The sequence below is a fragment of the Mesorhizobium sp. B2-8-1 genome, from assembly GCF_006440955.1.
GTDB lineage: Bacteria > Pseudomonadota > Alphaproteobacteria > Rhizobiales > Rhizobiaceae > Mesorhizobium.
This window is the reverse complement of record NZ_VFTX01000012.1, coordinates 171409-196828: the sequence shown is the minus strand read 5'-3', so window position 1 is coordinate 196828 and position 25420 is coordinate 171409. Positions and strand designations below refer to the sequence as shown.

Here is a 25420-nt window from a genome sequence, read left to right as displayed (position 1 = left end):
ACAGTTGGCTGGCGACTGGCGAAAGCCGACGCGATTTCCGATCTCCCCCCTTGCGGGGGAGATGGCCGGCAGGCCAGAGGGGGGTGTGAAGGATCGCCAACTTTCGAGCGTCGGCTTGTTCGAAAACGGTCCTGTCCGAGCGCGCAGCTGTGACGAGTTGAGAGGTCGGCGGGACAGCACCCCCCTCTGTCCTGCCGGACATCTCCCCCGCAAGGGGGGAGATCGGCAGCTTCCAGAGGGGGGCGCCTCGCACCAGCATCACGGTCAGCTAAGCGCTGACTACTTCAAGAACCCATTCTTCTTCAAAAAGTCTTCCGCCACACCCTTGACCGGCTCTCCGCCGACCTGGACGCGGCCGTTGAGTTCCTGCAGCGTGATGAGGTCGAGCTTGGCGAAGACCGGCTTCAACAACGTCTCGATCTCGGGATGCTCCTTCAGCACCGCCTCGCGGATGATCGGCGCCGGCTGGTAGACCGGCTGCACGCCCTTGTCGTCGTCGAGCACGACCAGCCCGGAGGGCGCGATGCCGCCGTCAGTGCCGTAGACCATGGCGGCGTTGGCGCCATTGGTCTGGTTGGCTGCCGCCGCGATGGTCGCGGCCGTGTCGCCGCCGGAGAGCGTGATCAACTGGTCAGGCTTCAACGTGAAGCCGTAGGTGGTCTGGAACGCCGGCAGGGCCGCAGCTGAATTGACGAACTCGGCCGAGGCCGCGAGCACCACCTTGCCGCCGCCGGCGACATATTTGCCGAAGTCGGACAGGGTGGCGAGCTTATTGGTTTCGGCCACCTCCTTGCGCAGTGCGATCGCCCAGGTGTTGTTGGCCGGCGACGGCGACAGCCAGACGATCTTGTTGGCGTCGTAATCGAGCTTCTTGGCCGTCTCATAGGCCTTGGCGGCGTCCTTCCAGACCGGGTCGTCGGCCTTCTCGAAGAAGAAGGCGGCATTGCCGGTGTATTCGGGATAGATGTCGATCTCGCCGGCGGTGATCGCCTTGCGCACCACCGGCGTGCCGCCGAGCTGGATGCGGTCAGTGGTCTTGATGTTGTTGGCGTTGAGGACGAGCTGGATGATGTTGCCGAGCACGCCGCCCTCGGTGTCGATCTTCGAGGAGACGACCACCTGAGCATTCGCCGATGCTATCGCAATACCGAGCGCGAGCGCCGCGCCAGCCAGAAGCTTGATTGAAAACATTGTGAAAATCCCTTGCTGTGAACCGGAATTCGGTGCCGCATATGAGCACGGCTCCAACGTCTCGTCGGGGCACACGGTTTCATAACAAGTGGTACAGACGCAATATTTTTGTTCGGAAGGCCAATTGCGACGCGACGCTGGCGATCTGCTGCCATCTGGCGGATAATGCGGTGAGGGTGCGGGTGGCAAACACGGAGAGCGTGTCATGGCTATACACAAAGTCGGTTACCTCATCGGCAGTCTTGCCCGGGAATCCATCAACCGCAAGCTCGCGAAGGCGCTCGTTCAACTTGCCCCTCCCGAACTCGACATGACCGAAATCGCCTTCAAGGATCTGCCACTGTACAGCTACGACTATGACGCCGACTTCCCACCGGCAGCCCGGGATTTCAAAAAGGCGATCGCCTCCGTCCAGGCCGTATTGTTCGTCACCCCGGAGTACAACCGCTCGATCCCTGGAGGATTGAAGAACGCAATCGACTGGGCCAGTCGGCCCTACGGCAAGAATTCGTTCGCGCGCAAACCGTCAGCCGTCATCGGAACATCGCCGGGCGCCATCGCGACCGCCGTCGCCCAACAAAGCCTTCGAAGCGTTCTGAGTTTCTGCAATTCGCCCCAGATGAATGCGCCTGAAGCCTACATACAGTTCACGCCGGGGCTGATCACCGACGACGGCGAGGTGACGGTCGAATCCACTGAGGAGTTCCTGCGCAACTACATGGCTGAGTTTCACATGTTCATAGCGCGAGTGCTTCAGGTTCTGCCGCCGGACGCATAAATTCAAATTGGGGCGTCAAGCCAGACGCAAGCTCGCCATCCTCAGCGCGCCGAGCGCGACGAAGCACAGCACGGTGACAGGAAAGATCATCCAGTTCAGCATGGTCCAGCCCCAGGCATTGTAGACCATGCCCGACATCAGCGAGGCGCAGGCCACGGAGCCGAACAGGACGAAGTCGTGGAACCCCTGCACCTTGCCCTTTTCGGAAGGCCGGTAGCTGGCCGCGACCATGGCCGTGGCGCCGATGAAGCCGAAATTCCAGCCGAGGCCGAGCAGGATCAGCGCCGTCCAGAATTGCCATAGCGCCAAGCCGGACAGCGCGACGACCGCACAGCCGATCAGCAGCAGGAGGCCGACCGCGACAATGCGTTCAGCACCGAAGCGATGGATCAGCGATCCGGTGAAGAAGCTCGGCCCGAACATTGCCATGACATGCCACGAAATGCCGAGCGTCGCATCGTCCTCCGACAGGCCGCAGCCGACCATGGCGAGCGGCGCGCCGGTCATGACGAAGCTCATCAGGGCATAGCTGCCGACCGCGCAGAAGAGTGCCGCGACGAAACGCGGCTGCGTGACGATCTCGGCCAAGGGCCGGGCATCGCTGCCGGCAATTTCCGTTCCGCCGGCGGCGGCCCTCGCCGGCAGGCGCAGCAATGACAGGATCGCCGCGCCGACGGCGGCTAGCACCAGGATGGATGCGAACGAACCGGCAAACATCACCGGTGCGAACAACTCGCGGGTGAAGATGACGATCTGCGGCCCCAGAATGGCGGTGATGATGCCGCCCGCCAGCACGAAGGAGATGGCGCGCGCCTTGAACTGCGGCGGCGCATTGTCGGCGGCGGCAAAGCGGAACTGCTGGACGAAGGCGCCACCGACACCGATCACTGTCAGGCCGAAGGCAAACAGCCAAAAACTGCCATGGAAGAGTGCCAGCGTCGCGACCAGACCGCCAAGCGCGGTGACGATCGTACCGGTCATGAAGCCGCCGCGCTGGCCCATGGCGCGGATGATGGCCGCCGCCGGCAGCGCACCGAGTGCCACGCCGAGATTGAAGCCGGTGATCGGCGCCGTCGCCAGCGACTTGTCCGGGCCGAGCAGATATTGACCGGCAAGCGCGCCCATGGAGATGGCGATGGGCGCTGCCGAACCGATGATCGCTTGCGAGGCGGCGAGGATCAACGCGGTGCGCCGCGCCTCCCTGGCCGCCTCGATGGCGACCGCCGTCATGAAGCGTCCTTGCCGCGTCCCTCGCCACGCACCCGACGGGAGACGCGATCGAGCACGGCGTTGACCAGCTTCGGCTCGTCTTCCTCGTAGAAAGCCTTGGCGATATCGACGTATTCGGAAACGATCACCGCCACCGGCACGTCTTCGCGCTTCATCAGTTCGTAGACACCGGCGCGCAGGATTGCGCGCAGTGTCGAATCGAGGCGCGACAGCGGCCAGTCATCGGTCAGCGCCTGGCGGATAACCGGATCGATGGTTTTCTGGTCCTCGACGACACCGGTGAGGATGGCGCGGAACCATTGGGCATCCGCCTCGCGGTAAAGCGCGCCATCGACTTCCTTGCCAAGGCGAAACGCTTCGTATTCGGCAGTGATCTCGAAGACGCCGCTGCCGGCGACATCCATCTGATAGAGGGCCTGCACGGCGGCAAGCCGCGCCGCGCCGCGCTTGTTGGCGTGGCGCATCGTGGGCTGTCCGGGCGAAGCGGGGTCGCTCACGATCGCGCTCCCAGTCGTTCCTTGAGCGCGATCATGGTCAGCGCCGCGCGCGCGGCAAAGCCACCCTTGTCGCCCTCCGAACGCTTGGCTCGCGTCCAGGCCTGTGCGTCGTTTTCCGTGGTCAGGATGCCGTTGCCGATACAGACCGAGTCCTGCACGGACAGGTCCATCAGTGCGCGGCTGGATTCATTGGCGACGATATCGAAGTGATAGGTGTCCCCGCGGACGACGGTGCCAAGCGCGACGAAGCCGTCATAGTTCATGCCGCCTTCCGCCGCGCCGTCCAGCGCGAAGGTAATGACGGCGGGAATTTCGAGCGAACCTGGAACGGTGACGACGTCGTAGGTCGCACCCGCTTCGTCAAGCGCGCTCGTCGCGCCTTCGAGCAGCGCGTCGGCAAGATCGTCGTGGAATCGTGCCTCGATAACGAGAAGGTGGGCCTTCTTCTTCGGGCGAATGAACGCTTTGCCGTGTTGGGATGTGCCAGCCATAAATGTCTCCGGGATCGCCGGTGACTTAGGCCGAAGCCGGATCGATCGCAAGCACAAGATTGCCTCAGGCTCTCAGTCCAGACAACAATGGCTTCGTGATCTACCAACGGCCTGCATCTATATCGACCAAGGCTTCCCGCGGAGGCGCTCCTGCTGTTTGGAGTTTCTCCTTTCCACCCCAGTCATCTCATTCGAACAGCTCTGCGATGTCGACCATCGGCCGAAAGAGCTTCATCGACTGATCCGGGAATGGCAGAAAACTTTCGCGTTGGTAGAAACCGCGTGCGTCTTCATCCATGGCATCGACCACAACGGCAAACGAAGCTATCTCGTTCTTGAGGCAACGCGACAGAGCGTCGGCCAGGAGATAGCGGCCGTAGCCCTGTCCCCGATACCGCCGGTCGACGGCAAGACGTCCCAGCAACGTGGCCGGAATGAGTGGGTAGCGGGGCAGCTTGCGAACGGTTTGGGCAGGCCAATCGCCGATAGCTACGGCGGTTGCGGACAGCGTGTAATACCCGGCCACAGTTCCGTCCGGCAAAACAAGAACAAAGGGTGCCGCGATGTTCTTGCGCGCATCCTGCCCAGCCTGCACCCTGAGATACCGATCGAGCGCCTCTACGCCGCTCTCGAAGGATGCCCTGTCGTGCTGGAGACCAAGCACTTCGACCCGAAGAGTACTTCCGGCCGAACTGCTCACCTTCAGGTACCAGTGGCTTGACGATAGCGGCGCACCGTTTCGCGCAGACGATCATTCACGGGTTGCGGATTGATCAAAGCATCGACGAAGGCGCGACTGTCGCGGACGGAAAGATCGAGGCGCTGATGCTCCTCGATGGCTCGGGTGGCTGCTTCTTGGACACTGGTCAGCACAAAATCTGTCACTGTCCGGCCCTGAAGGGCGGCGGCGTGTTCGATAAGACTCTTCTGGTCGGCCGTAATACGTGCCTCCAGGCGTTCGCCACGGACACGGCTGCGAGTTGGGTGAGCATGTGCTGTCATCATCTTTCTCCCGAAGACAGTGTACGGCCAATGGCCGGCAATTTCAAGTGGCTCAAAGCCCCTCTTTCGCCGCTTCCGCCAGGCGGGCCGCATAGCGGGCCATCGTGTCGATCTCGAGATTGACGCGGTCGCCGACCTGGCGCTCACCCCAGGTGGTGACGGTCAGCGAATGGTGGATCAGAAGCACGTCGAAGCGGGTGCCTTCCACCTTGTTGACGGTGAGCGAGGTACCGTCGAGCGCGACGGAGCCTTTCGGCGCGATGAACTTCGCCAGCCCGCGCGGCGCTTCCAGCGTGAAGCGAACGGCGTCGCCCTCATCCTTGCGCTCGACGATCTCGGCGGTGCCGTCGACATGGCCCGACACGATATGGCCTCCAAGCTCGTCGCCGATCTTCAGCGCCCGCTCAAGATTGATGCGCGTGCCTGACTTCCAGCCCATCGCCGTCGTCAGCCGGAGCGCCTCCTCCCAGGCCTCGACTTCGAACCAGCGCGCGTTCGAGCCGCTGTCGGGCAAGGCCGTCACGGTAAGGCAAACGCCGCCGCATGATATCGAGGCGCCGATGGCGATGGTTTCGGGATCATAGGCGGTGTCGATACGCAATCCCACGCCTTCCCGCAGCGGCTTGACGGCCGCGACGGTACCTATGTCTGTAACAATGCCGGTAAACATCGGTGTTGATCCTAAAAGTCTCTTATCCACTCGGCGTAGCTGTCCTCGCCGAACCGCATCTCGCGCAGTTTGCGAAATCCCGCTGGGACATGGTTGGCATCGATGGGCGATGCAATGCCCCCCTTGCCGATCGCCTCCGGCCCCCGGAACAGCACGATGCGGTCGACCAGGCCTTCCGACAGGAAGGCGCTGGCCACCCTGGCTCCGCCTTCGACCAGCACGCTGGCCATGCCGAGCGCGGCAAGATCCTCGAGCAGTTCCGGCAGCGCCACGCCGCCTGCATGCGTCTCGGTGCCGATGAAACGCACGCCGGCGCGTTCGAGCGTTGCCCGCCGCAGAGGATCGGCTTCCAGGCAAGCCGCGACGTAGAGCGGCACCCGGTCGACACCGGACACCAGTTTCGAAGTCTCAGGCAGCCTGATCTGCCTGTCGAGCACAATGCGCGCCGGCGACCGGTTCTCCAATCCCGGCAAGCGCACCGTCAGCGCCGGGTCGTCCTCCAGCGCCGTGCCAATGCCGATCAGGATGGCATCGGCTTCGGCGCGCATTAGATAGACTTCACGGCGCGCAATGTCGCCTGTGATCGACACCTGCCCAGCCCCTTCCATGCCGATCTTGCCGTCGCTGGAAAGCGCTAGCTTGAGAGACACTTCCGGCCGTTTCCTAAGCGATCGAATGAGATAGCCGGCCATCTGCTCGGCGGCCTCCGCCGCCAGGACATTCTCCACAACCTCGACGCCCGCGGTGCGCAGGATCGCGTAGCCTTGGCCTGACACGCGCGGATCGGGGTCGCTGGCGGCGCCAACGACGCGCGCGATGCCGGCAGTGACCAGTGCATTAGCGCAAGGCGGCGTGCGTCCGTGATGCGCGCAAGGCTCCAGCGTGACATAGGCGGTGGCGCCGCGCGCCAGTTCGCCCGCTTCGGCGAGCGCCTCGGTCTCGGCATGCGGGCGGCCGCCGACAGCGGTGACGCCGGTGCCGACAATCATCGGACCCAAGCCATCGTCGCGCACGATGAGTGTACCAACGGAAGGATTGGTTGAGGTCCGGCCCGCATTCCTGCGCGACAGTCTGAGTGCGGCTGCCATGAAACGGCGGTCAAGGGCTGCCTGTCCGGCCTCGCTGCGTTCCGCCATGCTCAGCCGGCGTCCTCTTCGCTCTTGTCCTCGTCGCCTTTCAATTCCCCCAGCAGCTCATGGAAATCCTTGGCCTCGCGGAAATTGCGGTAGACCGAGGCGAAGCGGACGTAGGCGACGTCGTCGAGCGACTTCAGCGCTTCCATGACCAGCCGCCCAACCTCGCCCGAGGCCACTTCGGTCTCGCCGGAGCTTTCCAGCTGGCGCACGATGCCGGTCACGGCACGATCGATGCGCTCGGGATCGACATTGCGCTTGCGCACCGCGATCTCGACGGAGCGCAAGAGCTTGTCGCGGTCGAAAGGCACTTTTCGCCCCGACTTCTTGACCACGACGAGGTCGCGCAACTGCACGCGCTCGAAGGTGGTGAAACGGCCGCCGCAATCGGGGCAGACGCGACGCCTGCGGATCGCCGCGCCATCCTCGGCGGGGCGCGAATCCTTCACCTGCGTATCTTCGGACTGGCAATAGGGACAGCGCATTGAGAGCCTTGGGTTCACGAATCTGGTGAGGCGAAAAGGCTTAGAGCCTTTTGCCACGATGGCAAGGCACGCAGACCCTTTCGCGTCAGAGATAGCGAGCCGCGAGGCAGATTGCCAGCACCCGCCTTCGCGCGCTTGGCTAGGGTGCAACGTCCTTGGTCGGAAAGCCGCATGATGTGCCGAGGTTGCGGTAGGCCTTGGTGAAGCCGTCCATCGGAATGCTGGCGAAAGCCTCTTTGCCGAAAGCGACATCGAGCGAGGTGACTTTGCGCATGGCTCGCAAGAGCGCGAGACTGGTCTTGGGCTGGTTGTCGACCGTCCAGCTGGGACGGCCGTTCACGGCATCGTTCGAATAGACGGTGGCGGAAACCTTGACGCCAGGATCACCAAAAGTCGCGGCGATCTTCTTGCCAGTGGGCAGGTTCCGGTTGTCGACAATAAGCATGATGGCCGGGTAGGCGTCCGGCGGCATGGCGTCGCCGTTCGAGATCGACAGCGTCAGCGTGCCCGAATTGCCGCTGGCATCGAAAAAGGCAGTCGAAGCGGCGCAGGTCTTGCGCGCATCCTGCCCGGTGTCGAGCGTATCGACGATGGTTGTCCATCTGCCGAACGTAGCGGTGGCGGGCATTTCTGGGGCGGGTTGGGTCTGCGCAAGGGCAGCGCCGGGCAATGTCAGGAAAACGGCCAGCAAGCCATGGGCGCCAAGGATGGCGGGACGGAAATTACGCATCGTCTGGTCTCCAGTTCGGCGCGTCGACCGATCGGGGGTCGGCGCGCCGCTGGCGGATAAGAGATGACGCGTGGCGCGAGGTCAACCGAGATAAGGGTAGAGCGGGAATCGATCGGTCAGCGCCACGACCTTGGCCTTGACCGCGGCCTCGACCGAGGCATTGCCCTCATCGGAATTGGCGGCCTTGAGGCCATCCAGCACCTCGGCGATCAGCTTGCCTATTTCGCGGAACTCGGCCTGGCCGAAGCCGCGCGTTGTGCCGGCGGGCGTGCCGAGCCGCACGCCGGAGGTGACGAAGGGCTTTTCCGGGTCGAAGGGGATGCCGTTCTTGTTGCATGTGATGTTGGCGCGCCCAAGCGCTGCCTCGGCGCGCTTGCCGGTGGCATTCTTGGGGCGCAGGTCGACCAGCATCAGGTGGTTGTCGGTGCCGCCCGACACGATGTCGAGGCCAGTCTCCTGTAGGCTGGACGCCAGCGCCTTGGCGTTGGCGGCGACGCTCTCCGCATAGAGCTTGAAACTCGGCTTCAGCGCCTCGCCGAAGGCAACCGCCTTGGCGGCGATGACATGCATCAGCGGTCCGCCCTGCAGGCCGGGGAACACCGCCGAGTTCATCTTCTTGGCGATCTCCTCGTCGTTGCACAGGATCATGCCGCCGCGCGGGCCGCGCAGCGACTTGTGCGTGGTGGTCGTCACCACATGGGCATGCGGCAGCGGCGAGGGATGCACGCCGCCGGCGACGAGGCCGGCGATGTGGGCCATATCAACCATGAGGTAGGCGCCGACCGCATCGGCGATCTCGCGAAAGCGCTTCCAGTCCCAGATGCGCGAATAGGCGGTGCCGCCGGCCAGGATCAGCTTCGGCTTCGTCTCATGCGCCGTCTTCTCGATGGCGTCCATGTCGAGCAGGTGGTCGTCCTTACGCACGCCGTAGGACACGACCTTGAACCATTTGCCGCTCATGTTGACTGGCGAGCCGTGCGTCAAATGCCCGCCGGAATTGAGGTCGAGGCCCATGAAGGTGTCCCCCGGCTGCAAGAGAGCCAGGAACACCGCCTGGTTCATCTGGCTGCCGGAATTGGGCTGCACATTGGCGAAGTTGCAGCCGAACAGTTTTTTCGCGCGCTCGATCGCCAGCTCCTCGGCGACATCCACGAACTGGCAGCCGCCATAGTAGCGCTTGCCCGGATAACCCTCGGCGTATTTGTTGGTCATGATCGAACCCTGCGCTTCGAGCACGGCGCGCGAGACGATGTTCTCAGACGCGATCAGTTCGATCTCGTGGCGCTGGCGTCCGAGTTCGTTGCGGATCGCGCCGAAAATTTCCGGATCGGCATCTTCCAGCGTGGTTTCGAAGAAGGATTCGAATTTGTTCGACGCTGCCGCTGCTGTTGCCATGGCCTGAATTCCTTAGGTCCGGAGGTCGGTTCTGTCTTGCGCATGCCGTTGTCCCAAACCCCTGCACATTTTTGTGTGACAGGATTGGGTTCGCCGCGCCATTAACACAGTTGTTTTCGCCTCGCCACGTTTGCGGCGCGAAATTTGCTGGCCCGATTGCGGCAAGCAGAGCGGCGAACCGTTATTTCCTGTCGCGCCGCTGCTTCAGAAGAGCCTCGGTCAAGGTGATCTCGGAAAACAGCGCCCGCATCGTATGGTCATTGATCTTGCGGCTGAGAAACATGGCGCGTAGCGCGGCGCGCTCGGCTTCTATGCCGGCCGCCCTGAGTTCAAGCTCCAGACGGCTCGCCTCACGCGCCTCGGCACGCGCTTCGTCGGCCTCGTCGGAGGCGGCGATGCGGCGCCGGTAGCCGGCGACGATGCTGTCGGCAACGGCGAGCCGTGCCTCGACGGCCCCGCCCTCGCCTGCCTCATTGGCGATGCTCTCGATCCTGGCGATCGCCGCATTGGCTGCGCCGACCCGCGCCCGGCGCTCCTCGGCCGCTGCCGGGTCCTCGCCCGGTTCGACCAGCCCGCGAGCGATCTTCGGCAGCGCGAGGCTGGCGATGGCCAGCGAGCAGATGATGACCCCGGCGGCGAGGAAGATCACCACGTCGCGGGCCGGGAACGGCGAGCCGTCCTGCAAGGTGAGCGGCAGCGACAGGATACCGGCCAGCGTGATCGCTCCGCGCACGCCGGCGACCGATCCGGCGAGCCGCACGCGCAGGCCGAACGGCTCGGCCTTTCGCTTGCCGAGCCGCGCCGCCATGGCGCCCGCCATGTCGCCGATCCATATCCACAGGAAACGCAGGCCGATCAGGCAAAGGGTCAGCAGCAGGACTGTCAGCACCGGCTCGATGATCCAGTGCCGGCTGGACAACTCCGGCGGCACCTTACGGATGATATCGGGAAATTGCAGGCCAAGCAGGATGAAGAGCGCGCCGTTGAAGACGAAGGACAGCGTCGACCACAGCGACATCGTCTGCATGCGCGCCGAGACACCGAGAAAGCGGAACATGCCGGAAACTCCGGTCAACAGGCCGGCGGTGACCGCCGCCAGGATGCCCGAGGCGCCGATATGCTCGGCGCCGAGATAGGAGACGAAAGGCACCAGGATCATGACCAGAACCTGCGCCTCCGCCGGCACGCCGCCGATGCGGTTGAGCAGTTGCAGCGCCTTGGCGGCAACGAACAGCGCCGCCATGCCGGCGAGGATGCCGGCAGCCACGGCATAGAGAAAGCTCAGCGAGGCCGCGGCGAAGGAAAAGCTGCCGGTCAATGCCGCCGCCACGGCAAAGCGGAACATGACTAGGCCCGAGGCGTCGTTGAGCAGCGACTCGCCTTCCAATATATGCATCAGCCGCGCCGGAACGATGTTCCTGTCGACTATGGAAGACACCGCCACCGCGTCAGTCGGCGACAGCACCGCGGCGAGCGCGAAAGCGACGACGAGCGGGATGCTGGGCACCAGCCAATGCAAGGCGTAGCCAAATCCGACGATGGTGAAGAAGACCAGTCCGATGGCAAGGTCGAGGATGGGGCCACGCAAGGCGACAAGCTCGCGCTTGGGCGCAGCAAAGGCATCGGCGAACAGAAGCGGCGGAATGAATACGAGCAGGAACAGTTCCGGATCGATCTCGACATGCAGCCCGCGCGCCGGCCAGGCCAGCGCAGCACCCATGGCGATCTGCAGCACCGGCAGCGGCAGCCGCACCAGCCGCACCAATGCACCGGAAAGCGCCACCAGGACGAGCACTACGAGGATGAAGACGGCAACTTGCATGGTCCGATTTCCGGCAGTTTTGCCGACCATGCGCAATCGCCCGCGCTTCGTCCAGCCGGAGCGCGCCTACGCAGAGTTGGAGGTCAGCGGCGGTGTGAACGGCCTGGCGGCGACGACAGAAAAGGCCGCTCAAGAGCGGCCTTTTCCCTGAATAATCAATTGCTTAGAGCGACGAAGTGATCTGCAGCTCGTTGTTTCCGTCGAGGCCATATATGTCGTCGCGGAACTGGACAACGCCGGGGCCCGTCGACCAGGCCGAGAGATAGAGAAAATGCACCGGCACCGGGTTGGTGACCTGGATCGGCGTGTTTTCGCCGGTCTTGATCGCAGCCTCGAAATGCTGGCGGTCCCAGCCGGGCGTGTCGCGCAGGATCCAGGTGACGAGGTCGCGCACGTTCTGCACGCGCACGCAACCCGAGGAATCGAAGCGCATCATCTTGCCGAACAGGCTCTGCTGCGGTGTATCATGCATATAGACACCGTCCGGGCTCGGGAAATTGATCTTCACCGACGCCATGGCGTTGTCCGAACCGGGATCCTGGCGGAAACGGTACTTGGCCGCGTCATCGGTCGACCAGTCCACATTCATCGGATCGACTTCGCTGCCGTCTGGCGCAAACAGGCGAATATGGCTGTTCTTGAGATAATCGGGGTCCTTGCGCATCAATGGGATGATGTCCTTGCGCACGATCGACACCGGCGCGTTCCAATATGGATTGACGATGATCTCGTTGATCTTGGAATTGACGATCGGTGTCTGGCGATCGATCTTGCCGACGATCGCGGTATGGCGAAGCACGACGCGATCGTTCTCGACCGCCTCGACCTGCGCTGCCGGAATATCGACCAGCACATAACGGCTGCCAAGCGTGCCCGCCTTCTCCTTCAATCGCTGGAGATTGGTTTGCAACTGGCCGAGCCGGATCTGCGCCGAAACGTTCATCGCCGCGTAGGTATATTTGCCCAGCGCTCCGTCGGCCGGCAGGCCGTGGCGCAATTGGAAGCGCTTGACCGCCGAGTCGACATAGGAATCGAAGGCCGTCGAGATGCCGGCGCTCTGCGACAGGTCGCCGGCGACCATCAGGCGCTTGCGCAGCGGCACGACATCGGGATCGTCGACGCCGAGCTGCAGTTTCTTGGTCGCGGGAACCTCGACCCAGCCGCCCTGCCCGACAATGTTCTGGTACTGCGCCACAGCCTGCTCGGTGAAGGCGACGGTCTGCGGGCTGAAGATCGGCAGCGTCGAGGCCACCTTGCCGCCTGCGCTGGCGCGGGCGTCGAACTGATCGTCCCAGTTGCCGCGCGCCGAGGACTTCAGGATGTCCCCGATCACGTCCTGCGCGCTGGCGCGGCCGGCAACAACGGCGGCTGCGAGCGCGGAGGCTCCGGAAAGGAAGAAACGGCGGCTGGTTCTCATGGACGTTCCAGACATTTGTAGCAGTTCGAACACTTGCTGCGTTGATCATCGGGCGATCTCGCCCGCACTCTAAAATTGGCAATCTTAACAATTAGCCAACCATGGTCCGCATCACCTCGGTGTGAAAACGCGCAAGGCTACCGCGGCTGCGGGTGAACTCATGGTCTTCACCACAGCATCACTGCCATCTTCGGTTCCATTGGAATATGGCGGCAACGTGGCCTTGGCCCCCAATTTGCTTCGGCCAGCGCAACGAAAAGAAAAGACCGATGCTTTTCGGCACCGGCCCTGACTGGAGGTCGCTGTTGCGGCCGCGCTTCTGTGGCGCGGCTTCTGATTGGGGATGTGGCTTACATCCGGTAAGCGATGGTGTCGTTCCAGAAGCGGTCGAGGCGCTGGAGGGCACGGTTCATCTGCTTGAATTCGTCGGTGTTGATGCCGCCGACCTGCTCGATCGAGCCGACATGGCGCTCATAGAGACCGGCGACCACGTCCGCCACCTCGTTGCCCTTCGGCGTCAGCGAGACGCGGACCGAACGACGGTCGATGCGCGAGCGCTGGTGGTTGATGAAGCCGAGATCGACAAGCTTCTTGAGATTGTAGGAGACGTTCGAGCCGAGATAGTAGCCCCGCGAGCGCAACTCGCCGGCGGTCAGCTCCGAATTGCCGATGTTGAAGAGCAGCAGCGCCTGGATGGCGTTGATGTCGGAACGGCCATTGCGGTCGAACTCGTCCTTGATCACGTCGAGCAGACGGCGGTGCAGGCGCTCGACCAGTTGGAGCGATTCCATGTAAAGGGAACGGATTGCCTCGCGGCGATCGTCGGAAACGTTGGCGGTCTTTGCCGCCGGACGCGAATTGATCATTGTCTTTGCCTCTCGTTTGTCGCCCTGGTGATTTTTTGTTTTTCACCTTGATCGCGACACTATCGAATACTCATAAAATTCGACTTAAACGCCAAGGCTAACAAGAGCTTACCGGTAATAGGTTTCGCAAGACGCTTAACGAACGGTCACTCGAGCAAGGATAATTAACCTAAAGATTTAGCCAATGATTTCAGGGCGAAATCCGATCCGCCGGATCGCCGGCGGCGCGTGCCGGCTTCAGGTCCGGGGCGACCGCTTCTGCAGATAGATGACGAGGCGGAAAACGACATAGAGCAGCGCCACCCCCGCATGCGAGACGACGATGAGCGGGCGGCGGCCGAAGAGTTCGGGAAAGCCGGCATACATGACGATCTCCGTCGCGGCGCAGATGAACCAGATCACCGGCCCCCAGGAAGCCAGCATCCATAGGCCGGCTGCGGCAAAGGGAAAAAACACGGCGAGCATCACCGCTGTCACCTGCCAGTGGACCGGCATCAGGTCGAAGCGCCACAGCGAGCCGGGATAGAAGCCGATAAGCCTGATCCAGTACAGGATACCGAACAGCAGGCAGTATCCTGATATGATTCGCTGGAACCAGGCGAAGATAACCTCCACCCCTGAAGGCTGAAGCACGACGCGTCTGGACGTCACCTCACTCATAGCGCGAGTTCCCGTTCACCGAGCGAGGCAAAATAGGCATCGACATCCGCGTCGTCGACCGCATCGAGGGTTGCCGGCAGCCATTGCGGCTTGGAACCCTTTTCGATGATGGTGGCGCGTATGCCTTCGTAGAAATCGTGGCCCGCGAGCATCCGGTTGAGGATGCGGAACTCCATCTTCATGCATTGATCCATCGGCAGCGTCAGGCCGGCAGTGATCTGGCGCCAGGCGACACGAAGGCTGGTCGGCGAGCGCGTCAGGATCGTCGCCAGCGTCCTTGCCGCAAACTCATCGCTCCCTGCCGCCTGCTCCAGGCTGCCGATGATATCGGCAAGCGACGCCTGCGCGAAGTGATGGGCGATCGCCTCCAGCACCTGCCTGTCCGTCTCGCGCTTCGCCGGGATGAAGAAGCCGCGCAGCACCGATTCGGGATCGCCGGTGGCGGCGAGCTGGTCGAGAAAGCCAGCCTGGTCCTGCGCCTTGATCGTATGCGTGGCCAGCCCGGACCACAACGCGTCGCCATAGCGGATACGATTGCCGGTTAGCGCCAGGTACATGCCGAAGGAACCTCCAAGATCGGGCAGCAGATGGCTGGCGCCGACATCCGGGAAAAAGCCGATACCCACCTCCGGCATGGCGAACTGCGCATTTTCCGTCATCACCCGGTGCGATCCATGAAAGGAGATGCCGACGCCGCCGCCCATGACGATGCCGTCGATCAGCGCCACATAAGGTTTTTTGAAACGCGCGATCTGGGCGTTCAGCCGATACTCGTCGGCGAAGAACTCGACAGGCGGCTTACCGGCCCGGCCGGCCTCATAGATGTGGAGAATGTCGCCCCCGGCCGAAAACGCCCTACCCTCGGCCTTGACGACGACGACGTCGACGCTCCAGTCCCGCTCCCAAGCGTGCAATGCCTTGGCGAGTGCATTGACCATGCCGTGCGTGACCGCATTGAGTGCCCGCGGCCGCGTCAACGTGACGATGCCGGCCCGGCCCAGATGTTCAAAGCGGATCTCGTCGCCTCCGCCAAAATCCATCGTGAAAGAATCCCTCCCCCGCTCCGCCGGGACTGAAGTGCTAAAGCGTGGCCCATGGCCGCGTCAATGCCGGCATGCCGGCAGCGCGTCTTGGCTCGTGCCGGAGCCTAGTGCTAAAAGAGCCGTTGTCGCCGCAACGCCGGGAACCGCACGGCGACTGCGCAGCTGTAGCGGGTTTCCAATGGGGTGTTGCTCATGGCTGGATTTGCGCGCCTCGTGCCGATGACGATCGGGCTGATCGTCATTTGCCTGGCTTTGCAACCGACCCTGGCGGCAAGCCTCGCCGATCTTTACCAGTCGCAGACCATCGTCAACGGTCGGTACGAGAAGAACCGCCAGGCCGGCTTCAAACGTTGCCTCGACGCGGTTCTGGTCCGGGTTTCCGGCGACCAGCGCCTGCCGGCGAAACCGGAGATGGCGGCGCTGCGCGACAAGGCCGGCAGCTTCGTGGCGGCCTTTCGCTACCGCGATCGCATGGAAGGCATTCCCAACCATGACGATCAGGGCACGTATGATCGGCCTCACAATCTCTACTGCCAGTACAGCCCGGCGATGATCGATCCGGTGCTGGCTTCGCTCGGCAGCAGGCCATGGCTGACCGAAAGGCCACGGCTGGCGGTGTTCTTGTCGACCGAGCGCGGCGTCAAGCATTTCGCGCTCGATGCCGATGACGAGCGCGGCGTGCTGATGCGCGAGTCGTTCGGCAATGCCGCCGCGCCGATCGCCATGCAGGTAACCTTCCCCACGGCAGCGCTGCTGTCGAAGGCGGGGCTGGACGACAGGATCATGCGCGACGCCGACATGGCGAAGCTGGACACGGTTGCGAAAATGGCCGGCGCCGACCAAGCGCTTTCCGGCAGCATCGTCTGGAGCGACAAGGAGTTGGGCTGGATCGCCGACTGGCGGCTGGCGAAGGCCGGCAAGACCTATGCCTGGCAAGTGCGCGGCGTCGGCTTCGACGAGGCGTTCCGCGTCGGCATGCGCGGTGCGGCGCAGATCCTTTCGGGCAATGGGCAACCCGAATAGAGACCCGATCGGATTGCTGGCACAAACGTGTCGCATTGGTCAGCACCACGGGTGCGTGATAAAAGCCGGCCAAACGAGAGTTTTGGCGATGAACAGATTCACCCCCGCAAAACCTGCCGGCGCGCGCAGCGTCGACGACATCACCGGCAGCCGCCGCTTGCGACGCATGCGCAAGGCCGACTGGTCGCGGCGCCTGGTGCAGGAGAACAGGCTTTCCGTCGACGACCTGATCTGGCCGATCTTCGTCGTCGACGGCAGACAAGTGCGCGAGCCGATCGCCGCCATGCCGGGCGTCTTCCGCCTGTCGATCGATCTTGCCGTCAAGGAGGCCGAACGCGCGGCGAAGCTCGGCATCCCCGCGCTCGCCACCTTTCCCAATGTGGACATTTCGCTGCGCGACCAGACCGGCTCGCATATCCTCGACCCCGACAACGTCATCAACCGCGCCACGCGCGCGATCAAGGACGCGGTGCCTGAGATCGGCGTCATCACCGACGCCGCGCTCGACCCGTTCACCAGCCATGGTCATGACGGCATCCTGCGCGACGGCCTCATCGTCAATGACGAGACGGTGGAACAGGTAACCGCGGCGGCCGTCATACAAGCAGCGGCCGGCGCCGACATCATCGCGCCGTCCGACATGATGGACGGCCGCATCGGCGCCATCCGCGACGCGCTCGACGCAAACGGTTTCCAGGACGTGGCGATCATGTCATATGCAACGAAATTCGCCTCCGCCTTCTACGGGCCGTACCGCGAGGCGGTCGGCACGGCCGGCCTGCTCAAGGGCGACAAGAAGACCTATTACATCGACCACGCCAATTCAGACGAAGCGGTGCGCGAGGCCGAGCAGGACCTGGCCGAAGGCGCCGACATGCTGATGGTCAAGCCCGGCCTGCCCTATCTCGATATCATCCGCAGGCTGAAGGACGAATTTGCGATGCCGACCTTCGCCTACCAGGTGTCGGGCGAATATTCGATGATCAAGGCGGCGGGCGCCAATGGCTGGATCGACGGCGAAAAGGTCATGCTGGAATCGCTTCTTGCCTTCAAACGCGCCGGCTGCGACGGCATTTTGACCTATTTCGCCCCTGAGGTGGCGGAGATGCTGAGAGCATAGTTTCCCCAGCGCCTTCAAACCATATGCTCTTCATGGACCCACCGGCAAATGAGCCGGTATAGCGGCTGTCTCGGCAACCGCCATTTTGGCATCCGCACCAACCATCAGGCAACACTCTGGACATCGCATAGGCGAAGTACGGATATGCATCTTTTCGATCGCGGAAAATACTACTTGCAATTTGCAATCGGTTTGCTAGAAAGTAACTGCTTGCAAAATACAACTGGTCTGAGGAGGCTTTCCATGTCCAGACTTCGCGTCAACGCATTCACCTTGTCGCTCGACGGTTACGGCGCCGGTCCCGACCAGGATTTGAAAAACCCGCTCGGCGTCGGTGGGGAAGCCCTGCACAAATGGATGATCGGTACCCGCACCTTCCGCAAGATGGTGCTCGGAGACGATGGCGGCACAACCGATATCAACGAGGCGTTCGCGGCGCGCAGCTTCGAGAATGTCGGCGCCTGGATCCTCGGCCGCAACATGTTCGGGCCGATCCGCGGCGAATGGCCTGACGAAAACTGGAAGGGCTGGTGGGGCGACAACCCGCCCTATCATGTGCCGGTCTTCGTGCTGACCCACCATGCGCGCGAGCCGATCGTCATGGAGGGCGGCACGACCTTTTACTTCATTACGGATGGCATCCATTCGGCGCTCGAGCAGGCAAGGGCAGCGGCCAATGGCAGCGATGTGCGGGTCGGCGGCGGCGTCGCCACCATCCGGCAGTACCTCCAGGAGAGGCTCATCGACGAGATGCATCTGGCGATCTCGCCGGTGCTGCTCGGCTCCGGCGAGCACCTCTTCGCCGGGATTGATATGCCGAAGCTCGGCTACGCGTGCAGCGAACAAGTAGCGACGCCGCTTGCCACGCATGTCGTCATCAAGCGGACTTAGGAACTAGTTGTCTGCGACAGTGGGAATTGGCAACCCTTGGTGCAGATCCTTTCTCCCCGTCACTATACGGGGAGAAGGACAAACTCTCGTTCAATACTTCTCGGGCACGTAGAGCTCGCGCGGCAGCACCTGGCGCTCGTATTCGGGATTGAAGACCCGCTCGGGCAGCGTGATCTCCTCGTGCGGCACCTCTTCATAGGGAACCTGCTGCAAGAGGTGGTCGATGCAGTTCAGCCGGGCGCGCTTCTTGTCGTTGCCCTCGACGATGAACCAGGGCGCCTCCGGAATGTTGGTACGGGCGAAGGTCTCTTCCTTGGCCTTGGTGTACTGTTCCCAGCGCACCCGCGACTGCAGGTCCATCGGCGACAGCTTCCACTGCTTCATCGGATCGTGGATGCGCATCAGGAAGCGCATCTGTTGTTCCTCGTCGGTGATCGAGAACCAGTATTTGACCAGCGTGATGCCCGAACGGACCAGCATGCGCTCGAACTCCGGCACGTCACGGAAGAATTCCTCCACCTGATCGGGCCCAGCGAAACCCATCACCCGCTCGACGCCGGAACGGTTGTACCAGGAGCGGTCGAACAGAACGATCTCGCCGCCGGCCGGCAGGTGCGGCACATAACGCTGGAAATACCATTGCGACGTCTCTCGCTCGGTCGGTGCCGGAAGCGCCACGACGCGGCAGATCCGCGGGTTGAGCCGCTGGGTGATGCGCTTGATGACGCCGCCCTTGCCAGCCGAATCGCGGCCTTCGAAGATCACCACAAGCTTCTTCTTGTGGTAGGCGACCCAGGATTGCAGCTTGATCAGCTCGGATTGCAGCCCGATCAGGTCGCGAAAATACTGCATGCGGTCGATAGAAGGCGGATGCGCGTTCTTGTAGATCCTGGCGATCTCCAGCGACAGCGCCGGTTCCGACATCTCCAGTTCATAGTCCTCGTCGAGCGTGTCGGCGAGTTCGGCTTCCAGCCAGTCCCGGGCGCCGGACTTGGGTATGGATTCATTCATCGGTGTTCCTCCATCTGCAAGCTGCCGCCTCCGGCAACGACCGGGCGCACTGGTCGCGTCCTGACGGCGGCGCGCAACGCCCTGATCGACTGAGTATAGGCCGGCAATGACGGTTTTATTGCAGGGGCACGCCACGGCCGCTCATCGGTGTGCTGGGGCCGGAGGGCGACAAGCCGCACGGATTGTCCTACAAATCCAGCAACCTGATCGGGCCATTCTTCTCAATCGCGAGGACTGACATGGAATACCGCACTCTCGGCCGTTCCGGCCTGAAGGTTTCGGCGCTGACGATGGGCACCATGACCTTTGGCGGCGCCGGCCCGTTCGCGGCTGTGGGCAACAGCGATCTCGCCGAGGCGAAGCGCATGATCGATCTGTGCATTGATGCCGGCATCAATCTCATCGACACGGCCAATGTCTATTCGGACGGCCTGTCGGAGGAGATCATCGGCGAGGCACTCGGCGGCAAGCGCAGGAACGACGTGCTGATCGCCTCCAAGGCGCGCATGCGCATCGGCGACGGCCCCAATGACGAAGGCCTGTCGCGCCATCATTTGATCCGCGAATGCGAGAAAAGCCTTAAGCGGCTCAAGACCGACGTCATCGATATCTATTTCCTGCACGAATGGGACGGCGTGACGCCACTCGAAGAGACCATCGCCGCGCTCGACACGCTGGTCGGCCAGGGGAAGATCCGCTATATCGGCTGCTCCAACTATTCCGGCTGGCAGGTGATGAAGGCGCTCTCCATCAGTGACACCCGCCATCAGCCGCGCTTCGTCACCCAGCAGATCCACTACACGCTCGAAGCACGCGAAGCCGAATACGAGCTGCTGCCGATCTCGGTCGACCAGGGATTGGGCGTGCTGGTGTGGAGCCCACTGGCGGGAGGCCTGCTGTCGGGCAAGTATCACCGTGACAACCCGACCGCGCGCCAGGTCGCCGGCTGGTCCGAACCGCCAATCCGCGACGAGGACCGGCTGTGGCGGATCGTCGATGTGCTGGTCGAAATCGGTAAGGCCCGCGGTGTGTCCGCCGCACAGGTGGCGCTTGCCTGGCTGCTTGGCCGGCCGGCTATCAGCTCGCTTGTGATCGGCGGGCGCAACGAGGCCCAGTTCAGGGACAATATCGCGGCGGCCAGCCTGACGCTGGCCGGCGAGGAACGTGATCGCCTCGACGCGGTCAGCCGCCCGCCCCTGCTCTATCCCTATTGGCATCAGCAGCTGACGGCAAAGGAGCGTTTCGGCGCCGCCGACCTTGTGATCGACCGAAGCAGCTTATAGGAACCCTGGTGCCGGCTCCGAGACGTCGGAAGGCGAACGACGCGTAGTCAGCCCACAAGAACAGCAAAAAAGGAGCCGCTATGGCACGAGCACCAAATTACGATCAGGAACGCAAAGAACGCGATCGCCAGAAGGCGGCCAAGAAGGCCGAAAAGCTGGCGGCCAAGGCTGCGGCGCGGGAGCGTCAGAAACCCGAGACTGACGCCGAGATTGAAACAGAGGAATGACGGCGCGCGCGGCGGCAATCCGGCCTGGATCAGGCCGGCGCCTTGTCGCTGACGAAGACGTCCACTTCACGCGCCGCCGCGATAAAGGCGCGCCTTGCGTTCATGGCCGGCTTGTCGCCGGCCAGCGCATCGTGGCAGGCCTGCAGCGCCGCGCGATGCTTGGGGGTGCGCTTGCCGGGCCAGCTGTTCATGAGATAGTCGGAAGCCTCGCGGGCCGAGCGTAAGAGCTGTGTACTTCCCGCCGTGACTGATTTGACGGTCACGGGTACTTCAAATCGGTTGTTTTCCATCGCCCGGTCCTACGCCATCGGCGTCCGCGAAGCGAGGCCGAAAGTGGGGCTCGGGGCCGGTGGTCCTTTTTTCGGCGGCGAGTGGCCTGCCCTGCAGGCCGCATTATGCCGCCACGACGGCAAATCCCCTGGCGCGAAGGCCGCGGCGATCATTGGCCAGCGACGTCAACAGACGGTCGCGACTGCCCACGATATGCTGCGAGAGCAAGCGCGCGGCTTCCTGTGCATCGCCGCTCCGCACGGCGGCCAGGATGGCATGATGTTCGGCCCAGGCGCGGCCAAGGGCCGCTCCATCGCGTACCTCCAGCCAACGGGCGCGCGAAAGCCTGGTCATCGCGTCGCGGACGGCCCGAAACAGGAATTCATTGCCGGACAGTCGCGCCAGCTCGATGTGGAAATCCATGCCGACGCGATGCCATTCCTCGCGCGGAGTGTCGTCGTCGCAGGAGACGAGCATAGCCTCGATGACATCGACGGCACTTCTGTCGGCAAGCCCGCATGTCAGCCGCAAGGCCGCGACCTCGACCGCTTCGCGGTAGACCGCGATCTGCTCGAGTTCGGCCAGGTTGATGGGCGAGACCGTCCAGCCGCGCCCGTCCCTGCCGACCAGCCCTTCGGTTTCGAGCCGCAGCAGCGCAGCCCTGACCGGCGTGCGCGAGGCGCCGAAGCGGCTTTCGATCCAGCGCTCGGTGAGTTTCTCACCCGGGCCGATCTCAAGTCCAAGGATCATCTCGCGGAGCTGCCGTTCGACGTTGTGCATCTGCGACATCGTTGTTGCCTTTTCACGTGCCCGCATTGACAGCGGTCGGGCTGTGGGTCCATGACGGATACCGACTTGGTATCCCAAAATGGTATCCACAACAATCCCTGACACACGCAGGCACGGCATGACGCAGAACGATACGGAACAGGGCGGCTACAATATCCACTGGCGGCGCAATCTCGCCGTCTGCTTCGCGGGTTCGTTCAGCACGCTCATCGCCATGACCCTGCTCTTGCCGTTCCTGCCGCTCTATGTCGAGCAACTGGGCGTCGAGGGCCATGCGGCGATCGTGCAATGGTCGGGCATCGCCTATGGGGCGACCTTCTTCGCGGCGGCGCTCGTTGCGCCGTTATGGGGACGGCTCGGCGACCGCTACGGCCGCAAGCTGATGCTGGTGCGCGCCTCCTTCGGCATGGCGATCTGCATGTCGCTGACCGGAATGGTCGAGACGGTCTGGCAATTGGTGCTGCTGCGCCTGCTGATCGGCTTTGCCGGCGGCTATTCCTCCGGCTCGACCATATTGGTGGCCATGCAGACGCCGAAGGACCGCTCCGGCTGGGCGCTCGGTGTCTTGTCCGCTGGCATCACGGCAGGTTCGCTGGTCGGCCCCTTGCTCGGCGGCGCGCTGCCGCCGGTAATCGGCATCCGCGCGACCTTTCTGTTGTCCGGCGGCGTCATCTTCCTTGCCTTTCTGGCGACGACATTCCTGATCAAGGAGAACCAGCGCCCGCAAGCAAGCAAAGCCGCGACGGCGGCAAAGCCGAAGAGCGGCTGGTCGCAAATTGCCGACAAGCGTCCGGTCGTGGCCATGCTGACGACCGGCATGCTGCTGGCCTTCGCCACCATGTCGATCGAGCCGATCATCACCGTCTATGTGCAGCAGCTGATCGAGGACCAGAGCCGGGTGACGCTCGTTGCCGGCGTGGTGATGTCGGCGGCCGCCCTTGGCGCAATCCTGTCGGCGTCATGGCTTGGCAGGCTCGCCGACCGCGTCGGTCACTGGAACGTCGTCGTCGGCGCGCTGGCCGTGTCGGCGCTGCTGCTCATTCCGCAGGCCTTCGTCACCGACGGCTGGCAACTGATCGGGCTGCGCTTCCTGATGGGCCTGGCGCTCGGCGGTTTGCTGCCTTGCATCACCAGCGTCATCCGCCACAACATTCCCGACGGCGTCGGCGGCAACGTGCTCGGTCTTTCGATCTCGGCCCAATATGTCGGCCAGGTCGCCGGACCGCTTGCCGGCGGTTTCGTCGGCGGCCATTTCGGCATGCGGGCGGTGTTTCTCGGCACGTCGGTGCTGATGGCGCTCGGCGCGGTCTACAACTGGATTGTCCAGGCGCGGCGGACGCGGAATATGTTGATGGAAGCGGGCAAGCCCTGACGAACTGCCCAGCCGATCAACCGAAGGAGCGTCGACATGAACCTGACCGAAACGACCGGCAGCCGTCTGCTTGTGCTCGCCGCCGGCATCGTGGGCGCGGCCGGCGTGGCGCTGTCGGCGGCCGCCGCACATCTCGGCGGCGCCTTCACCGGTACGGCGGCATCGTTCCTGCTGATGCACGCACCGGTGTTTCTCGCCGTCGGTCTCCTCGACGCGAATCGCCCGCTGCGGTTAGCCAGCCTGGTGCTGCTCGTCGGGCTCGTGCTTTTCACGGGCGATCTTCTCGCCCGCGATTTTCTCGGATCGAGGCTGTTTCCGATGTCGGCGCCGATCGGAGGCACCCTGCTCATCGCAGGCTGGCTGACCATAGCTGTCTCCGCCGTGGTGCGTCGGCGACCCTGAGATGCGCGGCCGGTTTCAATCCCGGCGACGTTCAAGTCGGATCCAAAGATCGCGGTTGCGCGCCGAGAGCGTCGCGCGGCGCGGCGCCTCTGGCCGCTCCGCGGCCGTGCCGATACCCCAATAATTGCGATAAATGTCGTCGAACAGATGCTTCATGGGATGCATGGCTCTTCTCCTCTTGATTTGAATTGAATCGATCCAATAGGCCGACGCAAAAAATTCACGCCAGTCAGCTCCGCTTGCGCGCCACCAGGAAGCGCAGATCGCGAATCCACGGGCTTGTTCCGCCGCGGCGCTTGGACTTGTTGGCGGCCGACCCGATGCTCCAGTCGTTGCGGTAGATGTCTTCGAACAGATAGTTAACAGGATGCATGGCGCACCTCCCATCTAGGTTTAATCCAGCAGGCAGATCTTAGTTGGATCGATTCAAAGATAGGCCTATGGAAGCCGCCGGTCAAGCAAAATTTGAATCGATCCAACGAAAATGCTAGATGCAAATCGGGAACGTGCTAAATGCATGTCAGGAGGCACGCGCAAATGGCGTCACTCACCGCAGGCAATCGACGACCCGTCCGGCTGGCCGACATCGCCAAGGCCGCCGGTGTTTCGCATGGCACTGCCTCCAATGTTTTCAGCCGCCCCGAGATCGTGCGCGAAGAGGTCCGCGAACGCGTTCGCGCGACAGCCGAGGCGATGGGCTATGCCGGCCCCGACCCCAAGGGCCGCCTGCTGCGGGCCGGCAAGGTCAACGCCATTGGCGTGGCCACCGCGGAGCCCCTCTCCTATTTCTTCGAGGATCCCTTCGCGCGCGTGATGATGGCGGGTATCTCGCAGGCCTGCGATGCGACCGGGGCCGGGATCTCATTGGTCTCGGCGGCCAACACCGAACAGCTTGCCTGGAATATCCAGAGCGCCCTTGTCGACGGCTTCATCGTCTTCTGTATCGAAGGCGGCTCGCGCCTTGTCGAATTGGCGCGTGAGCGCAAACTGCCGTTCGTGGCGCTGGATCTGGATTCGGAAGACGGGTCCGTCGCGGCGATCGGCGTCGACAACATCGCCGGCGCCAGCCTGGCGGCGCGCCATCTGACGGAACTCGGGCATCGCCGCTTTGCCGTGCTGGCGCTGCCTTTCGCCGACGGCAGGACAGGCATCATTTCGCCCGAGGAGCTTCGCGCCGCGGCCTATGCGGGGACACGCGATCGCCTCACCGGCTACTTCCGGGAGCTTTCGCGGGTTGGCATCGATACATCCAAAGTGCCCGTCTACGAAACCGCCAACGATGCCGCCACCACAAAGGCGGGGCTGGAAACGATCTTTGCTTCCGGCGAACCACCCACGGCCATCCTGGCGATGTCGGACAGGATGGCCTTGGCAACGCTTGAATGGCTGAGCGCGCGCGGGCTGAATGTCCCCGATGATGTTTCGGTCATCGGTTTCGACGGCGTTCCCGAAGCAGCGCTATCCGAGCCGCCACTGACCACCGTCGCACAGCCGATCGCCGAGATGGGCCGGCTTGCGGTCAAGGCGATCCTGGAAAACGACGGCAAGGTCAGTCGGCAATTGCTGCCGGTCGAACTGATCGTGCGCGCCTCCTCGGCTCCACCGCGCCGCTGAACCGGCTC

The 25420-nt window shown here is 63.3% G+C and carries 31 protein-coding genes; 9 read left to right on the top strand and 22 right to left on the bottom strand.

The annotated features are described in order from the left end of the window. Window positions 1-279: 279 nt before the first annotated feature. Together FJ428_RS26670 and FJ428_RS30430 are read right to left on the bottom strand one after the other, a co-directional pair. Window positions 280-1191 (bottom strand): ABC transporter substrate-binding protein, encoded by a 912-nt coding sequence (locus FJ428_RS26670; RefSeq protein ID WP_140556993.1) that lies wholly within the window; start codon window positions 1189-1191, stop codon window positions 280-282. Between the two features lie 79 nt (window positions 1192-1270). Continuing rightward, the gene (locus tag FJ428_RS30430; RefSeq protein WP_181167407.1) at window positions 1271-1480 is read right to left on the bottom strand and encodes a hypothetical protein; all 210 of its coding nucleotides are present in this window, start codon (window positions 1478-1480) and stop codon (window positions 1271-1273) included. On the opposite strand from FJ428_RS30430, the gene FJ428_RS26665 reads away from it, so the two are divergent. Then, window positions 1397-1969 carry an NADPH-dependent FMN reductase gene (locus tag FJ428_RS26665; protein ID WP_140817066.1) on the top strand — a complete coding sequence of 191 codons (573 nt, stop codon included), beginning with the start codon at window positions 1397-1399 and terminating at the stop codon, window positions 1967-1969. The genes FJ428_RS30430 and FJ428_RS26665 overlap by 84 nt on opposite strands. A 15-nt stretch (window positions 1970-1984) precedes the next feature. On the opposite strand, the gene FJ428_RS26660 is transcribed toward FJ428_RS26665, so the two are convergent. The 15 genes from FJ428_RS26660 to FJ428_RS26590 all read right to left on the bottom strand — a co-directional run bounded on the left by FJ428_RS26660 (window position 1985) and on the right by FJ428_RS26590 (window position 15407). Further along, a complete protein-coding gene (locus FJ428_RS26660) occupies window positions 1985-3199 on the bottom strand; it encodes an MFS transporter (protein WP_140880501.1) in 1215 nt (404 codons plus the stop codon). After that, entirely contained in the window at window positions 3196-3696 is a 501-nt protein-coding gene (gene nusB, locus FJ428_RS26655) for a transcription antitermination factor NusB (RefSeq protein WP_140880500.1), read from the bottom strand. The genes FJ428_RS26660 and nusB overlap by 4 nt, the downstream gene beginning before the upstream one ends. After that, window positions 3693-4187, bottom strand: coding sequence for a 6,7-dimethyl-8-ribityllumazine synthase (gene ribH / locus FJ428_RS26650; protein ID WP_140494037.1), 495 nt, complete (start codon window positions 4185-4187; stop codon window positions 3693-3695). Before ribH ends, nusB begins: the two co-directional genes overlap by 4 nt. A 187-nt stretch (window positions 4188-4374) precedes the next feature. Then, window positions 4375-4887 (bottom strand): GNAT family N-acetyltransferase, encoded by a 513-nt coding sequence (locus FJ428_RS26645; protein ID WP_140880499.1) that lies wholly within the window; start codon window positions 4885-4887, stop codon window positions 4375-4377. A 2-nt stretch (window positions 4888-4889) separates the two neighbouring features. Continuing rightward, entirely contained in the window at window positions 4890-5192 is a 303-nt protein-coding gene (locus FJ428_RS26640) for a DUF1778 domain-containing protein (protein ID WP_140556998.1), read from the bottom strand. 49 nt (window positions 5193-5241) lie between these two features. Next, on the bottom strand, window positions 5242-5859 hold the full coding sequence (locus tag FJ428_RS26635) for a riboflavin synthase (protein WP_140515697.1): 618 nt from the start codon (window positions 5857-5859) through the stop codon (window positions 5242-5244). A gap of 11 nt (window positions 5860-5870) precedes the next feature. Then, the gene (gene ribD, locus FJ428_RS26630; protein ID WP_181167404.1) at window positions 5871-7001 is read right to left on the bottom strand and encodes a bifunctional diaminohydroxyphosphoribosylaminopyrimidine deaminase/5-amino-6-(5-phosphoribosylamino)uracil reductase RibD; all 1131 of its coding nucleotides are present in this window, start codon (window positions 6999-7001) and stop codon (window positions 5871-5873) included. After that, window positions 6998-7477, bottom strand: a complete 480-nt coding sequence (gene nrdR, locus FJ428_RS26625; RefSeq protein WP_010915593.1) for a transcriptional regulator NrdR — start codon at window positions 7475-7477, stop codon at window positions 6998-7000. The genes ribD and nrdR overlap by 4 nt, the downstream gene beginning before the upstream one ends. A gap of 139 nt (window positions 7478-7616) precedes the next feature. Further along, window positions 7617-8207 carry a hypothetical protein gene (locus FJ428_RS26620; RefSeq protein ID WP_140728258.1) on the bottom strand — a complete coding sequence of 197 codons (591 nt, stop codon included), beginning with the start codon at window positions 8205-8207 and terminating at the stop codon, window positions 7617-7619. 81 nt (window positions 8208-8288) lie between these two features. Then, window positions 8289-9602, bottom strand: coding sequence for a serine hydroxymethyltransferase (glyA, locus tag FJ428_RS26615; protein ID WP_140494046.1), 1314 nt, complete (start codon window positions 9600-9602; stop codon window positions 8289-8291). A 181-nt stretch (window positions 9603-9783) separates the two neighbouring features. Further along, window positions 9784-11424 carry a Na+/H+ antiporter gene (locus FJ428_RS26610; protein WP_140880497.1) on the bottom strand — a complete coding sequence of 547 codons (1641 nt, stop codon included), beginning with the start codon at window positions 11422-11424 and terminating at the stop codon, window positions 9784-9786. Between the two features lie 163 nt (window positions 11425-11587). Beyond that, window positions 11588-12841: a murein L,D-transpeptidase gene (locus tag FJ428_RS26605; protein WP_140557007.1), complete on the bottom strand. Its 1254-nt coding sequence runs from the start codon at window positions 12839-12841 to the stop codon at window positions 11588-11590. A gap of 350 nt (window positions 12842-13191) precedes the next feature. Continuing rightward, on the bottom strand, window positions 13192-13707 hold the full coding sequence (locus FJ428_RS26600) for a winged helix DNA-binding protein (RefSeq protein WP_013896002.1): 516 nt from the start codon (window positions 13705-13707) through the stop codon (window positions 13192-13194). 237 nt (window positions 13708-13944) lie between these two features. Then, entirely contained in the window at window positions 13945-14367 is a 423-nt protein-coding gene (locus FJ428_RS26595) for a DUF6163 family protein (RefSeq protein WP_140557009.1), read from the bottom strand. Beyond that, window positions 14364-15407, bottom strand: a complete 1044-nt coding sequence (locus tag FJ428_RS26590; protein ID WP_140494054.1) for an enoyl-CoA hydratase/isomerase family protein — start codon at window positions 15405-15407, stop codon at window positions 14364-14366. The genes FJ428_RS26595 and FJ428_RS26590 overlap by 4 nt, the downstream gene beginning before the upstream one ends. A gap of 195 nt (window positions 15408-15602) precedes the next feature. Between FJ428_RS26590 and FJ428_RS26585 the strand changes: the two genes are divergently transcribed. From FJ428_RS26585 to FJ428_RS26575, 3 genes are all read left to right on the top strand, one after another. Then, entirely contained in the window at window positions 15603-16433 is an 831-nt protein-coding gene (locus FJ428_RS26585) for a DUF2066 domain-containing protein (protein WP_140800872.1), read from the top strand. 88 nt (window positions 16434-16521) lie between these two features. Then, window positions 16522-17553 carry a porphobilinogen synthase gene (hemB, locus tag FJ428_RS26580; protein WP_140728256.1) on the top strand — a complete coding sequence of 344 codons (1032 nt, stop codon included), beginning with the start codon at window positions 16522-16524 and terminating at the stop codon, window positions 17551-17553. Window positions 17554-17796: 243 nt separating this feature from the next. Next, on the top strand, window positions 17797-18444 hold the full coding sequence (locus FJ428_RS26575; RefSeq protein WP_140521763.1) for a dihydrofolate reductase family protein: 648 nt from the start codon (window positions 17797-17799) through the stop codon (window positions 18442-18444). 90 nt (window positions 18445-18534) lie between these two features. Here FJ428_RS26575 and ppk2 read toward each other — a convergent pair whose 3' ends face one another. Then, window positions 18535-19455, bottom strand: a complete 921-nt coding sequence (gene ppk2, locus FJ428_RS26570) for a polyphosphate kinase 2 (RefSeq protein WP_140494062.1) — start codon at window positions 19453-19455, stop codon at window positions 18535-18537. A 239-nt stretch (window positions 19456-19694) separates the two neighbouring features. Between ppk2 and FJ428_RS26565 the strand changes: the two genes are divergently transcribed. Together FJ428_RS26565 and FJ428_RS26560 are read left to right on the top strand one after the other, a co-directional pair. Next, entirely contained in the window at window positions 19695-20738 is a 1044-nt protein-coding gene (locus tag FJ428_RS26565; RefSeq protein ID WP_140494064.1) for an aldo/keto reductase, read from the top strand. 80 nt (window positions 20739-20818) lie between these two features. Beyond that, window positions 20819-20965 (top strand): hypothetical protein, encoded by a 147-nt coding sequence (locus FJ428_RS26560; RefSeq protein WP_140494066.1) that lies wholly within the window; start codon window positions 20819-20821, stop codon window positions 20963-20965. Between the two features lie 29 nt (window positions 20966-20994). On the opposite strand, the gene FJ428_RS26555 is transcribed toward FJ428_RS26560, so the two are convergent. Both FJ428_RS26555 and FJ428_RS26550 read right to left on the bottom strand, forming a co-directional pair. Further along, window positions 20995-21228 (bottom strand): DUF982 domain-containing protein, encoded by a 234-nt coding sequence (locus FJ428_RS26555; RefSeq protein WP_246670991.1) that lies wholly within the window; start codon window positions 21226-21228, stop codon window positions 20995-20997. 130 nt (window positions 21229-21358) lie between these two features. Beyond that, window positions 21359-22024 carry a GntR family transcriptional regulator gene (locus FJ428_RS26550; protein ID WP_140494070.1) on the bottom strand — a complete coding sequence of 222 codons (666 nt, stop codon included), beginning with the start codon at window positions 22022-22024 and terminating at the stop codon, window positions 21359-21361. 118 nt (window positions 22025-22142) lie between these two features. On the opposite strand from FJ428_RS26550, the gene FJ428_RS26545 reads away from it, so the two are divergent. Then, complete coding sequence (locus FJ428_RS26545; protein WP_140521761.1) at window positions 22143-23396, top strand: multidrug efflux MFS transporter; 1254 nt, start codon at window positions 22143-22145, stop codon at window positions 23394-23396. A 36-nt stretch (window positions 23397-23432) separates the two neighbouring features. Then, window positions 23433-23798: a DUF423 domain-containing protein gene (locus FJ428_RS26540; RefSeq protein ID WP_140521759.1), complete on the top strand. Its 366-nt coding sequence runs from the start codon at window positions 23433-23435 to the stop codon at window positions 23796-23798. 15 nt (window positions 23799-23813) lie between these two features. On the opposite strand, the gene FJ428_RS30425 is transcribed toward FJ428_RS26540, so the two are convergent. Then, a complete protein-coding gene (locus FJ428_RS30425) occupies window positions 23814-23954 on the bottom strand; it encodes a hypothetical protein (protein ID WP_181167406.1) in 141 nt (46 codons plus the stop codon). A gap of 73 nt (window positions 23955-24027) precedes the next feature. Next, complete coding sequence (locus tag FJ428_RS26535) at window positions 24028-24171, bottom strand: hypothetical protein (RefSeq protein WP_140494076.1); 144 nt, start codon at window positions 24169-24171, stop codon at window positions 24028-24030. Between the two features lie 164 nt (window positions 24172-24335). Here FJ428_RS26535 and FJ428_RS26530 point away from each other — a divergent pair, with 164 nt between their 5' ends. Then, the gene (locus FJ428_RS26530; RefSeq protein WP_140650034.1) at window positions 24336-25412 is read left to right on the top strand and encodes a LacI family DNA-binding transcriptional regulator; all 1077 of its coding nucleotides are present in this window, start codon (window positions 24336-24338) and stop codon (window positions 25410-25412) included. Window positions 25413-25420: the final 8 nt, after the last annotated feature.

Excerpts from the sequence above, each read along its gene's own strand:
- FJ428_RS26585 (WP_140800872.1), top strand. The coding sequence starts at position 15,603 with ATGGCTGGATTTGCGCGCCTCGTGCCGATGACGATCGGGCTGATCGTC.
- FJ428_RS26590 (WP_140494054.1), bottom strand. The coding sequence starts at position 15,407 with ATGGATTTTGGCGGAGGCGACGAGATCCGCTTTGAACATCTGGGCCGG.
- FJ428_RS26605 (WP_140557007.1), bottom strand. The coding sequence starts at position 12,841 with ATGAGAACCAGCCGCCGTTTCTTCCTTTCCGGAGCCTCCGCGCTCGCA.
- FJ428_RS26575 (WP_140521763.1), top strand. The coding sequence starts at position 17,797 with ATGTCCAGACTTCGCGTCAACGCATTCACCTTGTCGCTCGACGGTTAC.
- FJ428_RS26600 (WP_013896002.1), bottom strand. The coding sequence starts at position 13,707 with ATGATCAATTCGCGTCCGGCGGCAAAGACCGCCAACGTTTCCGACGAT.
- FJ428_RS26565 (WP_140494064.1), top strand. The coding sequence starts at position 19,695 with ATGGAATACCGCACTCTCGGCCGTTCCGGCCTGAAGGTTTCGGCGCTG.
- FJ428_RS26620 (WP_140728258.1), bottom strand. The coding sequence starts at position 8,207 with ATGCGTAATTTCCGTCCCGCCATCCTTGGCGCCCATGGCTTGCTGGCC.
- FJ428_RS26610 (WP_140880497.1), bottom strand. The coding sequence starts at position 11,424 with ATGCAAGTTGCCGTCTTCATCCTCGTAGTGCTCGTCCTGGTGGCGCTT.
- FJ428_RS26665 (WP_140817066.1), top strand. The coding sequence starts at position 1,397 with ATGGCTATACACAAAGTCGGTTACCTCATCGGCAGTCTTGCCCGGGAA.
- glyA (WP_140494046.1), bottom strand. The coding sequence starts at position 9,602 with ATGGCAACAGCAGCGGCAGCGTCGAACAAATTCGAATCCTTCTTCGAA.
- FJ428_RS26560 (WP_140494066.1), top strand. The coding sequence starts at position 20,819 with ATGGCACGAGCACCAAATTACGATCAGGAACGCAAAGAACGCGATCGC.
- FJ428_RS26550 (WP_140494070.1), bottom strand. The coding sequence starts at position 22,024 with ATGTCGCAGATGCACAACGTCGAACGGCAGCTCCGCGAGATGATCCTT.
- FJ428_RS26540 (WP_140521759.1), top strand. The coding sequence starts at position 23,433 with ATGAACCTGACCGAAACGACCGGCAGCCGTCTGCTTGTGCTCGCCGCC.
- hemB (WP_140728256.1), top strand. The coding sequence starts at position 16,522 with ATGAACAGATTCACCCCCGCAAAACCTGCCGGCGCGCGCAGCGTCGAC.
- ribH (WP_140494037.1), bottom strand. The coding sequence starts at position 4,187 with ATGGCTGGCACATCCCAACACGGCAAAGCGTTCATTCGCCCGAAGAAG.
- FJ428_RS30425 (WP_181167406.1), bottom strand. The coding sequence starts at position 23,954 with ATGAAGCATCTGTTCGACGACATTTATCGCAATTATTGGGGTATCGGC.
- FJ428_RS26635 (WP_140515697.1), bottom strand. The coding sequence starts at position 5,859 with ATGTTTACCGGCATTGTTACAGACATAGGTACCGTCGCGGCCGTCAAG.
- nrdR (WP_010915593.1), bottom strand. The coding sequence starts at position 7,477 with ATGCGCTGTCCCTATTGCCAGTCCGAAGATACGCAGGTGAAGGATTCG.
- FJ428_RS26640 (WP_140556998.1), bottom strand. The coding sequence starts at position 5,192 with ATGATGACAGCACATGCTCACCCAACTCGCAGCCGTGTCCGTGGCGAA.
- FJ428_RS26530 (WP_140650034.1), top strand. The coding sequence starts at position 24,336 with ATGGCGTCACTCACCGCAGGCAATCGACGACCCGTCCGGCTGGCCGAC.
- FJ428_RS26545 (WP_140521761.1), top strand. The coding sequence starts at position 22,143 with ATGACGCAGAACGATACGGAACAGGGCGGCTACAATATCCACTGGCGG.
- FJ428_RS26535 (WP_140494076.1), bottom strand. The coding sequence starts at position 24,171 with ATGCATCCTGTTAACTATCTGTTCGAAGACATCTACCGCAACGACTGG.
- FJ428_RS26670 (WP_140556993.1), bottom strand. The coding sequence starts at position 1,191 with ATGTTTTCAATCAAGCTTCTGGCTGGCGCGGCGCTCGCGCTCGGTATT.
- FJ428_RS26660 (WP_140880501.1), bottom strand. The coding sequence starts at position 3,199 with ATGACGGCGGTCGCCATCGAGGCGGCCAGGGAGGCGCGGCGCACCGCG.
- FJ428_RS26595 (WP_140557009.1), bottom strand. The coding sequence starts at position 14,367 with ATGAGTGAGGTGACGTCCAGACGCGTCGTGCTTCAGCCTTCAGGGGTG.
- ppk2 (WP_140494062.1), bottom strand. The coding sequence starts at position 19,455 with ATGAATGAATCCATACCCAAGTCCGGCGCCCGGGACTGGCTGGAAGCC.